Source organism: Parabacteroides sp. PFB2-10 (genome assembly GCF_029893085.1).
GTDB lineage: Bacteria > Bacteroidota > Bacteroidia > Bacteroidales > Tannerellaceae > QVMG01.
This window is the reverse complement of the sequence record NZ_JARXWI010000002.1, coordinates 181,694-195,739: the sequence shown is the minus strand read 5'-3', so window position 1 is coordinate 195,739 and position 14,046 is coordinate 181,694. Positions and strand designations below refer to the sequence as shown.

Sequence of the window (14,046 nt, the reverse complement as noted above, 5' to 3'; positions counted from 1 at the left end):
ATTATTTCTTACTTTTATTTTTATGAAAAGAACTTCGGTTTCACCGCTGCTAATTGGTTATGCTTCGGTAAATCCAGGCGCAAAAGTACTAAAAAAATAACTCATAAACTGATTCATACCCCAAAAGTTTAACAAAAGCACTATTTTTGCTTTGTCATAATTTAAAAAGCATCATGGAGAAAAAGCCCATTCAGATACAAGCCATTATAAATCCTATCTCCGGCGTTGGCTCGAAACGGAAAATACCGAAAATGATCGAGGAGGCATTTGCCTCCGAGAGCTGTTCTGTAGAGATCACATTTACGGAATATGCCGGCCATGCCAGCGAATTGACAAAGCGGGCAGTCGAAGCAGGCGTGCATACCATCCTGGCGGTCGGAGGCGACGGCACGGTGAACGAAGTGGCCAGTTCCATGCTCCACTCGGATGCCATACTGGGCATCATCCCCAAAGGATCCGGTAATGGATTAGCTCGGGAATTGTTTATTCCAATGGATGTAAAGAGGGCGCTGGATGTGATTGCCAAAGGACATGTCTCCACTATCGACAGCTGTTCTGCCAACGGACGTGTCTTCTTCACCACTTGCGGAGTTGGTTTCGATGCGGCAGTAAGTGAGAATTTTGCCCATGAAAAGCACAGAGGCTCCGTGACCTATATCAAAAGTGCAATAGAAGAGTACCTAAGTTATAAACCCGAAGAGTACGAACTCTCGATCGACGGTACGATCCGTGCCGAGAAAGCCTTTCTGGTGGCCTGCGCCAACGCCTCCCAATACGGAAACAATGCCTTTATCGCTCCCAACGCAGATATTGAAGACGGCAAGATGGATATCACCATCCTCTCCCCTTTCACCCCACTGGATATCGGCCCTTTGGCCATCCAACTGTTCACAAAGCAGTTAGACCGGAACAGTAAGATCAAGATCATAAAAGGAAAAGAGGTGATCATCACCCGTAAAAAGCCCGGTATTATGCATATCGATGGCGAACCGATCCAGGCAGAAGCCGAGATTCACATCTCCATGGCTCCCCATTCGTTGAAGGTTTACACCCCCACGGAGGTGCCGTTTACGGAAGAGGTCTATCACTTCTTTGGCAAAGTAACCCGCTTTTTCGACAAGAGACTGCCCTATATCTTCACGTAAAGGAAAAGTTCTTCCCTTGTGTTTGAATGGATTATTTCACTATTTTTGTACGAAAGCAATAAAACAACTGCCTTATGTTGGAAGAATTAAAACTTATTCTTGAAAGCACCACAATAACTCCTTATACGATTATTGTCCGGTTGTTTGTCAGCTTCTTCCTCGGAGGACTGATTGGAGTGGAACGGCAAATGCGCCGCCGTGACGCGGGTATGCGCACATTCACGCTGATCTGTCTCGGATCGACAGCCGCTATGCTGATATCTATCTGGATTCCGCAGACCTATCCCGACTTTCTGAATGGTGATCCGGGGCGTATTGCTGCACAGGTCCTGACCGGTATTGGTTTTCTGGGCGCCGGAGCGATCATACAAAACAGGGGAGGTATTCAGGGATTGACAACAGCCGCCTGCATCTGGGTAGTTGCCGTTGTGGGACTGGCTGTCGGAGCGGGCATGTATCTTGCCGCGGGTGTTACGACCCTCGCCACACTCTTCGTATTGCTCTCGATGGAAAAATTAGAGAAACGCATGTATCTCGACGGCGTGAACAAGATCCTTACCATACACTGCTCCATCGCTTCGCCTAACCTGAAAGCGATCCGCACCATTCTGGAGAACCAGAATGTCTACATTGTCAGCTTCTCTTATGAAATAGATTACGAGAAAAATAAATCGACCATTACCTATAAAGTCAATGTACGGTCGAAATCCTCTTACAGCATCCTGTTTGCAGAGGTCTACCGTTTAGGCTATATCTCCCAGATACGCCTGTTGGCCTGAGAGGGTCAACACGGATAATCCACACAAGCCCGATCGGCCTTGACCGCTGCAATCACCTCTTTCGACACGGCTACATGATCCGGATGAGCGGCATAACGAGCCACATCTTCCAGCGAATCAAGCTCTGTGGTTAAGATAAGGTCCCAGCTTTCTGCCGGATTCGCATTGAAGTCGACCCGGATAGCCCGGAGGTAGTCGATCTTTTCTTTCAATGCTTCCAGTCGTTCTTTTATCTCCTGCATCTTCGCCTGCTTCTCTTCTGCCGAAGGAAAATCGATCAATTTGAACATCACTACGTGCTTTATCATCTTTTCTTTCTTTATTTAGTCCTGTTTATTTCGTAATCAAAACAACTCCTGCTCTTCCAGATAAGAGTCTTTATAGCCAAGGAAATAGAGGATTCCGTCGAGCCCGATAGTCGAGATCGACTGTTTGGCCGTCGCTTTCACCTTTGGTTTGGCATGGAACGCGATACCCAAGCCGGCAATACTGATCATAGGCAGGTCGTTCGCCCCGTCACCCACCGCTACGGTCTGGCGGATATCCACATTTTCAACCTGTGCAATCAAGCGGAGCAATTCAGCCTTGCGCTTTCCGTCGACTATATCGCCTACGTAGTTGCCGGTTAGTTTACCACCTACTACCTCCAGTTCATTCGCATAGACATAATCAATATTGTATTTGTTCTTCAGGTAATTCCCGAAATAGGTGAATCCCCCCGAGAGAATGGCAATCTTAAAACCGATCTTTTTCAAGACCGACATCAGACGGTCTACCCCTTCGGTGATTGGCAAATTCTCCGCTATTTCCTGCATCACAGAGACATCCAGCCCTTTCAACAGGGCGCATCGCTGGCGGAAACTTTCCGAGAAATCGATCTCCCCGCGCATAGCCGATTCCGTTATCGCTTTCACCCTGTCCCCTACCCCGGCACGTATGGCCAGTTCATCGATCACCTCCGTATCGATCAGGGTGGAGTCCATATCGAAACAGATCAGGCGACGCATACGGCGAAACATACTGTCTTCCTGGAACGAGATATCCATTTCCAACTGAGCCGATAAGCGCATAAAGTCGGCTTTCATCTTTTCCTTGTCATTCGGCGTGCCACGTACGGAGAACTCTACGCTGGCCTTCGGCGTACGTTCACTCTCTTCCAACGGGATACGTCCCGTAAGACGTTTGATATCGTCGATATTCATACCCTGTTCGGCTACAATCTTCGAAATAGCCGCAATCTGGCGAGCGGTTAGTTTACGCCCCAGGATGGTGATGATATAGCGATGCCGCCCCTGCATACCGACCCATTCGCTGTAAGCTTCCCGCGAGATCGGATCGAAACGGATATTGACATTCAATTCATTGCTTTTAAACAATAATTCTTTAAGCGTCTGCCCGGAATCTTTCTCCGAACTCTGAAACATAATCCCTAACGACAAATGGTTATGAATATCGGCTTGTCCGATATCTAAGATTACTGCGTTGTTTTGAGCCAGGATTTCAGTTAAAGCGGCGGTTACGCCCGGGCGGTCTGTCCCATTGATACTGAGAAGGATAATCTCGTTGTTTTGTTCCATAAAGCAATCAAGTTAGCATGATCCGGATGCGTTATTATTGAATCGTTTTTGCATTTTTTAGCGCATCCGCCCGCAAAGGTAAAGAAGAATTTGTGAATTAAAAATCCTACAAGGGATGTTTCTGTTCCCATCATAAGAAAGAACTCATAATACAGATCTTTTAAATCCAGATAAAATAAGATCGAGAAAAAGAGAATAGGAAAAGGTATTTTTGGCACAGATGCACAGATGACACAGGATTTGAAATCAGATTCCAAAGGCTGCAAGGCGACTTTTTCCACAAAAATGCCGGGTTTTAATTCGTTTGACAATTGTCGATCAATTGTTTGATAATTATCGTTTAATTGATTGACAATTGTCAATTAATTCGTTGACAATTGTCAAACGAATTAAAACCCAGCCTGTTTATCGGATCACCCCATCAACCTCAATAAATGTATAACCGATTTCATGTATAGTTCAAAAGAAAGTCATACTTTTGCAGTCACTTAAAATGAATAAAGAATGAACGCTACAAAGATTTTACTCTCCACAGTCATTGTCCTTTCCTATTTCTTTCTTACCTCATGTATTCAGCCGGAAGCGTTGAATACCGAGGCCGACATCGAATCATGCCAGATAGAGGGAGATCTATTGATTACTCCTCCGAAGATCGAGAACAACCGCGTGACACTTATGCTCAGCCCCAAGGCGGACATTACCCGCCTGGCGCTTGATTTTGTGCTTACACCGGGGGCAACGATCGTGCCTGCCAGCGGAACAGTCTTAGATTATCGCCAGCCGCAAAGCTTTGTCGTTACCTCCGAAGACGGCCAGTGGGAAAAGACCTATACGATCAGTTGTATGGTCGATAAGATGGGAACTACCTTTGGCTTCGAACATTACCGTACGGCTGTCGACAAGAACGGCGTGGAACTGTATCATGAGTTCTATGAGGTGGCTGTTGAAGAGGAAAAACTGGTTGAACAGAATATATGGGCAAGTGGAAATACAGGCTTCAAGATCGTAGCCGCCGGAAAAACACCGGAGGAGTATCCGACCGTTTCTTCACCGGACGGCATGGTTGGACGCTGCCTGAAATTAGAAACTCAATCCACCGGAAAAGCGGGCGAAGTGCTTAAGATGCCTTTGGCGGCCGGCAACCTGTTTATCGGTTCCTACAGCGGAAGCCTGAATGCCCTGAAAGCGACCCACTTTGGTCTTCCTTTCTCCCGTGCTGTCCCTATCGCGTTATGCGGGTATTATAAGTACAAAGCCGGTGCGGTTTACACCGACAAGCAATTGGCAGAACATCCCGACAAAAAGGATAATTTCGACATTTACTGTGTTATGTATGAAACAGATGACAAGGTAACATACTTAGATGGAACAAATGTAAAGGAGAGCCCTAACCTGGTGGCGATGGCTCAGATGCCCGAAGCGGATAAAATAGAAACCGACGAATGGACCTATTTCTATCTGCCTATCGAGGTATTGCCCGGTAAGACGATCGATCCGGCCAAACTGGCAGACAATAAGTATAACCTCTCGATTGTCTTTTCGTCCAGTAAGGACGGTGCCGCGTTCAGCGGCGCAGTCGGCAGTACCCTCTATATCGACCAGGTAGAACTATTGGAAGAAGAATAAAAAAGATTGATTAGTCACACACATTGAAACAAATATAATATGAAACTCAGATATATCTTATTAGTTACCGCATGCGTTTTGTTACAAACTGCCCGGGCGCAAGAGGAATCTACCAGAGCCTTGGAGTGGTCGACCACCCACGGCTTGGAATACAGTCTCAAAGCGGGATTTAACTTCGGCGGTACCGCCCCCATCCCTTTCCCCGAAGAGATACGGGAGATCAAAGGCTATAGCCCGAAACTGAATCTATTGATCGAAGGCGATGTCACCAAATGGTTCAACTCACATTGGGGTGCCCTGGTGGGGATTCGCTTAGAGACAAAAGCCATGGATACCAAAGCACAGGTAAAGAACTACGGCATGGAACTCTCTATCAGCGGCGAACCTCCCGTGACCGGTCGCTGGACCGGTATGGTTAAAACAAACGTGAGCCACACCTACCTGAGTGTACCCCTGCTTGCTACCTATAAAATCAGCCCGCGCTGGAAACTGCAGGGAGGCGCCTTCCTTTCCTATATGTTCGATGGAGACTTTTCCGGAGAGGTCTACGATGGATACCTGCGCGACGGAGATCCGACCGGAGAGAAGACCGTGATCGACGGCGAGCAGAAGGCATTTTATGACTTCTCGGACGAATTGCGTCCCTTCCAATGGGGAGCCCAAGTGGGTGCCGAATGGCGAGCCTTCAAGAAGTTTACGATCAACGCCAACCTCACCTGGGGGTTGAACGATGTGTTCAAACGTGACTTCAAGACTATCACTTTTGCCATGTATCCGATCTATCTCAATGCCGGGTTCGGGTATGTGTTTTGATTTATTGGGAAACCATAAGTTATTCATCTTATAAAGTAAAACAACGTTATGTATAATTTTAGCTTTCAGAATCCCACCAAACTGATTGTGGGTAAGAACATGATTGCACGCTTGCCGCAAGAGATTCCTGCCGGGAAACGTATATTGCTCACCTTTGGCGGAGGCAGTGTGAAAAAAAACGGTGTATACGAACAGGTAAAAGAGGCGTTGAAAGACTATGCAACCGTAGAGTTTTGGGGAATTGAACCTAATCCGACCGTAGAGACCTTGCGCGAAGCGATTGCTTTAGGTAAGAAAGAGAAGGTCGATTTCCTATTGGCTGTCGGTGGAGGATCGGTGCTCGATGGAAGCAAATTAGTGGCTGCCGGAATCCTTTACGACGGAGATGCCTGGGATCTGGTGAATACCCCCGAGCCGGTTACCCACACAGTGCCGATGGGCACTATCATCACCCTGCCGGCTACCGGTTCGGAGATGAACAACAACGCGGTTATTTCACGTAAAGCCACGAAAGAGAAATTGCCAAGCAATTACAATAATCCCCTGTTTTCGATCCTCGATCCGCAGGTCGCTTTCAGCTTGCCGGCCAATCAGATTGCCTACGGTATAGCCGATACGTTCGTACATGTGATGGAACAATACATGACAGTAACCGGCGTATCCCAACTGATGGATCGCTGGGCGGAAGGTATCTTATATACATTGGTCGATATCGCCCCTAAACTAAAAGAAAACCAACGCGACTACAATGTGATGGCCGACTTTATGCTGGCAGCCACCATGGCACAAAACGGCTTTATCTCGATGGGCGTTCCGCAAGACTGGGCAACACATATGATCGGGCATGAACTAACCGCGCTGCACGGCTTATCACACGGACATACGCTGGTGATCGTGCTTCCCGGCACCATGAGCGTGATGCGTGAGAGCAAAGGCGACAAGATCCTGCAATACGGAGAACGCATCTGGGGCATTACCGAAGGTAGTCGTGAGGAACGTATCGACCAGGCAATTGCCAAAACAGAAGAGTTCTTCCGTTCACTGGGACTGACCACCCGCCTGAGCGAAGAGGGAATCGGTGAAGAAACGATCCGGGAAATCGAAGATCGTTTCAACAAAAGGAATGTTGCCTTTGGCGAAGGGAAAAACATTACAGGCGCCGTAGCTGCACAGATCCTCCGGGAAAGGCTTTAATCTATTCATTTACATACAATAAAAAGTTCGGTATCGCTTGTTTGTGATACCGAACTTTTTTGTTTTTCTCTTCTTCCTAAAGAGGCTCTCCCACTCTTTTAACAATTATTATCTACGAAATTATTGCAGCCCTACTAAAATTAAGTAGGTTTGCGTAGAAATAATACGAAACAATTGTAATTTGATGGTTATGGAACGATTAACGATACAGGAAGAAGAGATTATGCTTCATGTTTGGAAGCTGGGACCTTGTTTTATACGGGATATCCTGAATGAGATGGAAGAACCTCGTCCTCCCTATACCAGTGTGGCATCTGTTGTACGCAACCTGGAACGCAAAGGATATGTTTCGGCAGAGAAACTGGGAGTGATTACCCGGTATGCGCCCATAATCAAGGAAAAGCAATATAAACGTGTCTTTATGTCGAAGGTGGTAAGCGATTATTTCACCGGTTCCTATAAAGAGATGGTTTCGTTTTTTATACACGACCGAAAACTCTCACGGAGTGATCTGCAGGATCTGATGAATCAAATTGAGAATGAAGAATAAATATTGCCGATTATGAATGTAGCCTGGATATACTTCCTGAAAATAAACCTGGCATTTTCCATCTTCTATTTGGTTTATAAGCTGTTGTTTCGCAATGATACCTTCTTTCAGTTACGGCGGATCACGCTTTTAGCCATTTTGCTGCTGGCGTTTATCTATCCGTTCCCTGATCTGAACGGTTGGATTTCGGAAAAGCCTGTATTGAATGAGTTCGTAGTTACCTATTCCTCTTGGTTGGATACGTCGCAACCGGCCGAACAGGAAATCGTCTATATGCCTGTGTTGGAAGCGAACGAAGTTATTGCAGCGGAAATCCCTCCGGCAAGGAATTGGAAAGAGATCGGGACAATGACTCTTTCTATTCTATATGGAATAGGTGTTTTATTATTATTGTTTCGCTGCCTGGCAGAGATCCTATCCGTCGTCCGCACGCGCAGACGTTGCCGGCAAGAGGTACTGGCAGACATCAGGATTTATGTTTCAGAGGAAATAGAAGAGCCCTATTCTTTTTTTGAATGGATATTCATTGATCCCAAGAAATATAATAATCAGACACTGCACGAAATACTCTTGCACGAACATACCCATGTGCGCCAATTCCATTCGTTTGATATTGTTTTGGCGGAATGTATATCGGTCATCTGTTGGTTCAACCCCTTTGTCTGGCTCTTAAAGAAAGAGATTGGAATAAATCATGAGTATATTGCAGACCAAAGCGTTATGCGTTCCGGATGCAATAAGAAAACTTACCAATACCACCTGATTGGTATGGAACACGATCATTCTCTGGCTACAGCAAACCTATATAATTATTTTAGTGTTTTACCTTTAAAAAAGCGAATTGGCATGTTGAATAAAAAAAGAACAAACCGTGTTAGGATATTGAAATACCTGGCACTTATTCCCATTGTTGCCGGGCTGTTGATACTCAACAACCTGGATGCGATGGCCCGAATGGTCACAGGTGAATCTACAAAACCTGTGGTGACAGAAGAAATCAGAGAGACGGCTTCCCTGAAGACCGTGACTCTCCCTATCCTGCAACAGGAGGATTCGATTTATACCGTAGTAGAAGTAATGCCCCGGTTCCCGGGAGGCGACAAGGAATTATTGAATTTTATCAATAACAACATCTCCTATCCGGAAGTGGCCAAGGAGAAAGGCATCCAGGGACGTGTGGTGATTAGTTATGTGGTTGAGAAAGATGGCTCTATCACCAATCTGAAAGTGGTAAGAGGACAGGATCCTTCTCTTGACGAGGAAGCCATGCGTGTTATAGCATCTTCTCCCAAATGGACACCGGGACAAGAAAAAGGGATAACGGTTCGGACTAAGTACACGATGCCAATACAATTCCGTTTAGGGGAAAAGACGGACAGGGCTCTTAGCGCTCCGTCGTCTGAAAGCGATGTTTTTCGAGTGGCAGAAAAGACAGCTCAGTTCCCTGGTGGCGAGCGGGCTTTGTTGAAATACTTGTCAGACAATGTGAAATATCCGCAGATTGCGAAGGAAAAAGGCATTAAAGGGCGGGTGATTGTTTCTTTTATCGTGGAAAAGGATGGAAGCGTTACGAATGCGGAAGTATTGAACGGAGTGGATCCGTCGCTTGATAAAGAAGCCATACGCGTGATTGGAACCTTCCCTAAATGGACACCGGCTGAAAATGATGGCAAGCCTGTTCGGATAAGATACGCAATGCCGATTATGTTTAATCTATAATATAGAAAAAAGACCTTAATGACTTTAAGGTCTTTTTTTTATCAATCAAGAATAGTCAATCGGGCAAACTTCAATAGCAGGTTTTTCTGCCCTGCATGGGTAAACAGAACGGTTGCTTTCGCATTGTTCCCCTCTCCTTCGAGGGCTGACACAACACCTTCCCCAAAGCGTTCGTGCTGAACACGGGTGCCAACCTGCAGACCACCAATAGAAACAGGTGAAGGTGTTGGCACGACTTCTGCTGCCGATGGCTTGGATTCCACTTTGCGGAAACGTGTGGGAGGCTCAACAGGTGCCACTTCTTCTTTGGGTTGTGGCTGCCGAAAGAGCGACTGGAAGGCTGGCTTTTGGTAACGGCTGCGTTCGGTAGCGAAATCGTCTTCGGTTGCCGTTGTAGTCTCTTCCGGAAATTCCAGGTAGGCTTTATCTATATCGCGCAGGAAACGGCTGGGCGGACACACATTGGTTTTGCCATTGCGGAAACGGCTTTTGGCAAAAGATAATACACAGTTCTCCTCCGCCCGGGTAATAGCGACATAAAACAGACGACGCTCTTCTTCAATCGCCCGGGGATTATCCTTCGACATCTGGGAGGGGAAAAGGTCTTCTTCCAAACCGACAATGAATACATTCTTAAACTCCAACCCTTTGGCTGAATGGACAGTCATCAGGGTTACTTTATCGTTGTTCTCTTCTTTTTCATTGTCCTGATCGGTCAAGAGGGCAACCTCTGAAAGGAAATCCGCCAGGGTGACACGTTCGATTCCCTCCTCCTGACGAACCTGCACGAACTCAACGATACCATTCAATAATTCGTCTATATTCTCCTTCTTGCTGGTTCCTTCAACCGATTGATCGGTCAGATAGAGGGCGTATATACCGCTTTTCTTAATGATATGGGCGGCTGTCTCTTCGGCGGTATTCTCCTGGCTGAAATTGATAAAGGAGAGAATCATATCGCGGAAGGTATTCAGCTTCGTGGTTGTGCCTTTATTGATTGAGATACCATATTCCAAAGGCTCACGAAGTACCGACCAAAGGCTCACAGTATGCTGCGATGCGGCAGCCGTTAGTTTGCCGACGGTCGTATCGCCTATGCCACGTGCCGGGAAATTGATCACGCGCTTCAATGCCTCCTCGTCGTGGGGATTTATGATCAAGCGGAAGTAAGAGATCACATCTTTGACCTCTTTGCGCTGATAAAAGGATAAACCGCCATATATTTTGTAGGGAATGCCGCGTTTACGAAAGGCTTCTTCCAAGATACGCGATTGGGCATTCGTACGGTAGAGCAGAGCAAAATCGGCGTAGTCGTACTCCTTTTTCCGTTTCATTTCAGCCAATCGGGCGGCCACAGCATAGGCCTCTTCATAATCGGAATAGGTAGAAAAGGCGAATACCTTATCCCCGTGCTCCTTCTCCGAATAGATTGTTTTGGGAATTTGCTTTTGATTCTTATTGATCAGGCTGTTAGCCGCGTTGACAATGTTCTGTGTCGAACGGTAATTGCGCTCCAGTTTGAATGTTTTACAATCGGGATAGACCTGCTTCAACTGAAGGATATTATCGATATTCGCCCCACGGAAAGAATAAATACTCTGAGCATCATCGCCAACAACCGTCAGATGTCCGTGGTGTTCGCTCAGGCGTTGCACGATCAGATGCTGGGCAAAGTTGGTATCCTGGTACTCATCGACTAAGATATACTGAAAGAAACCGCGGTATTTTTCCAACACTTCGGGATGATCGCGGAAGAGAATATTGGTTTGCAACAACAGATCATCGAAATCCATGGCACCGGCCTGCTGACAACGCAGCTGATAACGCTTGTATATCTCACGAATAAGTGGCACTTTCCCTTTCGTATCGATATCGATCAGTTCCCGGTTTTGCTCATACGCGCGCCAGGTGATCAACGCATTCTTGGCATTGGAGATACGACTCTGTACCATACCGGGGCGATAGGTCTTATCGTCTAATTGCATCTCCTTGATGATTGCTTTCAATAAGCTCTTGGAGTCGGTGGCGTCGTAGATAGTGAATTGGGCGGGATAGCCGATATATTGCGCTTCGGAGCGAAGTATACGCGAGAAGATCGAGTGGAAAGTGCCCATCCAGAGGCGGCGAGCCGTCTGTTCGCCCACAACAGTAGCGATCCGTTCTTTCATCTCACGAGCCGCTTTGTTGGTAAAGGTCAATGCCAGGATGGCATAAGGAGACACACCTTTCTTTAACAAATAGGCTATTTTATAGGTGAGGACCCGGGTTTTCCCGGATCCTGCACCTGCTATTACCAACGATGTTCCTTCGGTATATGTGACAGCTGCACGCTGACTTTCATTCAGTTGATTCAGATATTCTTCCACTTTGCTTTTCGTTCAAAAAACAAAGGTAGTAAGAAACAGATTAAATCATCCCTCTTTCTCGTAATAATCGCTCAGGATATCTTTCACCTTTTCAGGCGTAACCCGTCCGTACACCTGGTCGCCGATCATGGCTACCGGAGCCAGTCCACAGGCACCTACGCAACGCAGGCAATCGATCGAGAACAAACCGTCTTTGGTGGTTTCGCCCACCTTGATGTCTAATTGGCGTTCGAACTCATCCAATACCTTTTCCGCTCCGCGCACATAACAGGCCGTACCCATACAGATTGAGATCGGATATTTACCTTTCGGTGTCATCGTAAAGAACGAATAGAACGACACCACGCCGTAGACTTTCGATACGGGGATATTCAATTCGGCTGCAATCACCTCCTGTACCTCCTGCGGAATATATCCGAACTTGCCCTGTGCGGCATGCAATACATTGATCAGTTCTCCCGGATCATTGTTGAATCGGGCACATATCTCTTTCAACTCTTGCGCCTTTCCATTCGGCAACTTCGAACGACGATCGTAATAATGCGTATGCAACAATTTATGCGAAAGCGGTCCGCAGGGCTCGCCCAGATACTCTTTGTAGAGAGAGATGATATAGGGGTTCTCATGGCTCTTGCGTCGTGCCTTGTCGGCATCTTCTTTATATAAAGCGGATGCCCGACGTTTGATCACATTGATGTCGCCATGGTGGAAAGGTTGTCCTCCGCCATTGATACATCCACCCGGACAAGCCATAATTTCGATAGCATGATACGGAGAGGTTCCATTCTTTACCTCTTCGATCATGGCTCGGGCATTACCCAATCCATTGGCGATTCCTACCTTGACCGGCACGCCATCGAAATCGATTGTCGCGCTTTTGATACCGTTCAGGCCGCGCAGACATTCAAAATTGACATCGCCTAATGTTTTCTTGGTATGCACCTCGTACGCCGTACGGCAGGCTGCTTCCATCACGCCACCGGTCGTTCCGAATATAACCGAAGCACCGGTCGATTCGCCAAGTGGCTGATCGAAGTCGCTATCCGGCAGATTGCGGAAGTCAATATTGGCATAACGGATCAGGCGTGCCAACTCACGGGTGTAGATCGATACATCCACATCGGGATTTCCATCGACAGCAAACTCCGGACGGCTGGCTTCGTATTTCTTAGCCAGACACGGCATGATGGAGACAACCACCAGGTCTTCCCGTTTGATACCCAGCTTCTCAGCAAAATAAGTCTTGGCGATGGCGCCAAACATTTGCTGCGGACTCTTGGCTGTCGACAGGTGATCGCTCAGTTCCGGATAGTTCTTTTCCACAAAATTAACCCATCCCGGACAGCAACTGGTCATCAAAGGTATCTTCACCTCTTTGTCTCCGTTGAGATAACCACCCAGGCGGCCCAACAATTCCGTTCCCTCTTCCATAATGGTCAGGTCGGCAGCGAAATCGGTATCAAATACATAGTCGAAACCAAGCTGACGCAGAGCCGTCACCATTTTACCGGTCACCAAGGTTCCCGGAAGGAATCCGAAGTCATTCCCCAATGCCGTACGAACGGCAGGCGCAGTTTGCACGATCACTGTTTTCGTCGGATCAGCCAGCATATCGAGTACATACTGCGTATGGCTGCGTCCGCTCAAGGCACCTACCGGACATACCGCCACGCATTGTCCGCAATAGGTACAACTGCTGTCGGCTATATTGCGGTCGAAAGGCGTTTGCACAAGCGATTCAAAGCCACGGTCGACAGCCGACAAAGTGCCGACAGTCTGGATGGAGTTACACATCGTTTCACAGCGACGGCACATGATACATTTGCTCATATCGCGCACAATCGACTCCGAACGATCCTTTCGATGGCTTATGCGATGGCCGGAGAAGCGTGATTCACGCATATGCAGGTCGTAGGCAACCTTCTGCAGCTCGCAATTTTCATTCTTGCTGCAGATCAAACAATCCGACGGGTGATTCGACAGAATCAGCTCCATTACTGTTTTGCGTGCGTTGATCACACGCGGACTATAGGTCTGCACCACCATACCTTCCGTGCAGGTGGTCTTACAGGCAGGCGCCAGGTTGCGACGTCCTTCTACTTCCACAACGCATATACGGCAGGCGCCCGGTTCGTTTTTATATTCAAACTCATGCAGATTCAAATGGCAGAGTGTGGGAATACGTATCCCTATCTTTTTCGCTGCGTCTAAGAGGGTGGCTCCTTTTTCTACTTCAACAGCTTTATTGTCTATCGTTAATTTAATTGTTTCCATGGT

12 protein-coding genes and 1 pseudogene are annotated in these 14,046 nt (G+C 47.2%); 7 read left to right on the top strand and 6 right to left on the bottom strand.

Annotated features, from left to right (window positions below):
- The first annotated feature begins 173 nt into the window (after positions 1-173).
- A complete protein-coding gene (locus tag M2137_RS02650) occupies positions 174-1,145 on the top strand; it encodes a diacylglycerol kinase family lipid kinase (protein ID WP_280764912.1) in 972 nt (323 codons plus the stop codon).
- Between the two features lie 74 nt (positions 1,146-1,219).
- Entirely contained in the window at positions 1,220-1,924 is a 705-nt protein-coding gene (locus M2137_RS02645; RefSeq protein ID WP_280764911.1) for an MgtC/SapB family protein, read from the top strand.
- Positions 1,925-1,929: 5 nt separating this feature from the next.
- Here the strand turns inward: M2137_RS02645 and M2137_RS02640 are convergent, their stop codons facing one another.
- Genes M2137_RS02640 through M2137_RS02630 form a run of 3 tightly spaced genes read right to left on the bottom strand, consistent with a single transcriptional unit; the run spans position 1,930 to position 3,782 of the window.
- Positions 1,930-2,232 (bottom strand): Dabb family protein, encoded by a 303-nt coding sequence (locus M2137_RS02640; protein WP_280764910.1) that lies wholly within the window; start codon positions 2,230-2,232, stop codon positions 1,930-1,932.
- Between the two features lie 36 nt (positions 2,233-2,268).
- Positions 2,269-3,501: a phosphoserine phosphatase SerB gene (gene serB, locus M2137_RS02635; protein ID WP_280764909.1), complete on the bottom strand. Its 1,233-nt coding sequence runs from the start codon at positions 3,499-3,501 to the stop codon at positions 2,269-2,271.
- Positions 3,441-3,782 carry a hypothetical protein gene (locus M2137_RS02630; RefSeq protein ID WP_280764908.1) on the bottom strand — a complete coding sequence of 114 codons (342 nt, stop codon included), beginning with the start codon at positions 3,780-3,782 and terminating at the stop codon, positions 3,441-3,443. Before M2137_RS02630 ends, serB begins: the two co-directional genes overlap by 61 nt.
- Positions 3,783-4,005: 223 nt before the next feature.
- Here M2137_RS02630 and M2137_RS02625 point away from each other — a divergent pair, with 223 nt between their 5' ends.
- From M2137_RS02625 to M2137_RS02605, 5 genes are all read left to right on the top strand, one after another.
- Complete coding sequence (locus tag M2137_RS02625) at positions 4,006-5,127, top strand: PCMD domain-containing protein (protein WP_280764907.1); 1,122 nt, start codon at positions 4,006-4,008, stop codon at positions 5,125-5,127.
- A 39-nt stretch (positions 5,128-5,166) separates the two neighbouring features.
- Positions 5,167-5,940: a porin family protein gene (locus tag M2137_RS02620; RefSeq protein WP_280764906.1), complete on the top strand. Its 774-nt coding sequence runs from the start codon at positions 5,167-5,169 to the stop codon at positions 5,938-5,940.
- Between the two features lie 48 nt (positions 5,941-5,988).
- The gene (locus M2137_RS02615; RefSeq protein WP_280764905.1) at positions 5,989-7,134 is read left to right on the top strand and encodes an iron-containing alcohol dehydrogenase; all 1,146 of its coding nucleotides are present in this window, start codon (positions 5,989-5,991) and stop codon (positions 7,132-7,134) included.
- Between the two features lie 190 nt (positions 7,135-7,324).
- Positions 7,325-7,684: a BlaI/MecI/CopY family transcriptional regulator gene (locus M2137_RS02610; protein WP_280764904.1), complete on the top strand. Its 360-nt coding sequence runs from the start codon at positions 7,325-7,327 to the stop codon at positions 7,682-7,684.
- A gap of 12 nt (positions 7,685-7,696) precedes the next feature.
- Complete coding sequence (locus tag M2137_RS02605; protein WP_280764903.1) at positions 7,697-9,403, top strand: M56 family metallopeptidase; 1,707 nt, start codon at positions 7,697-7,699, stop codon at positions 9,401-9,403.
- A 41-nt stretch (positions 9,404-9,444) separates the two neighbouring features.
- Here M2137_RS02605 and M2137_RS02600 read toward each other — a convergent pair whose 3' ends face one another.
- The 3 genes and pseudogenes from M2137_RS02600 to M2137_RS02590 all read right to left on the bottom strand — a co-directional run.
- Positions 9,445-11,769: a UvrD-helicase domain-containing protein gene (locus tag M2137_RS02600; protein WP_280764902.1), complete on the bottom strand. Its 2,325-nt coding sequence runs from the start codon at positions 11,767-11,769 to the stop codon at positions 9,445-9,447.
- A 45-nt stretch (positions 11,770-11,814) separates the two neighbouring features.
- Complete coding sequence (locus tag M2137_RS02595; RefSeq protein WP_280765049.1) at positions 11,815-12,288, bottom strand: NAD(P)H-dependent oxidoreductase subunit E; 474 nt, start codon at positions 12,286-12,288, stop codon at positions 11,815-11,817.
- Between the two features lie 6 nt (positions 12,289-12,294).
- Positions 12,295-14,043, bottom strand: a pseudogene (locus tag M2137_RS02590) (NADH-dependent [FeFe] hydrogenase, group A6); the annotation flags it as partial.
- Positions 14,044-14,046: the final 3 nt, after the last annotated feature.

Excerpts from the sequence above, each read along its gene's own strand:
- M2137_RS02650 (WP_280764912.1), top strand. The coding sequence starts at position 174 with ATGGAGAAAAAGCCCATTCAGATACAAGCCATTATAAATCCTATCTCC.
- M2137_RS02645 (WP_280764911.1), top strand. The coding sequence starts at position 1,220 with ATGTTGGAAGAATTAAAACTTATTCTTGAAAGCACCACAATAACTCCT.
- M2137_RS02640 (WP_280764910.1), bottom strand. The coding sequence starts at position 2,232 with ATGATAAAGCACGTAGTGATGTTCAAATTGATCGATTTTCCTTCGGCA.
- serB (WP_280764909.1), bottom strand. The coding sequence starts at position 3,501 with ATGGAACAAAACAACGAGATTATCCTTCTCAGTATCAATGGGACAGAC.
- M2137_RS02625 (WP_280764907.1), top strand. The coding sequence starts at position 4,006 with ATGAACGCTACAAAGATTTTACTCTCCACAGTCATTGTCCTTTCCTAT.
- M2137_RS02620 (WP_280764906.1), top strand. The coding sequence starts at position 5,167 with ATGAAACTCAGATATATCTTATTAGTTACCGCATGCGTTTTGTTACAA.
- M2137_RS02615 (WP_280764905.1), top strand. The coding sequence starts at position 5,989 with ATGTATAATTTTAGCTTTCAGAATCCCACCAAACTGATTGTGGGTAAG.
- M2137_RS02610 (WP_280764904.1), top strand. The coding sequence starts at position 7,325 with ATGGAACGATTAACGATACAGGAAGAAGAGATTATGCTTCATGTTTGG.
- M2137_RS02605 (WP_280764903.1), top strand. The coding sequence starts at position 7,697 with ATGAATGTAGCCTGGATATACTTCCTGAAAATAAACCTGGCATTTTCC.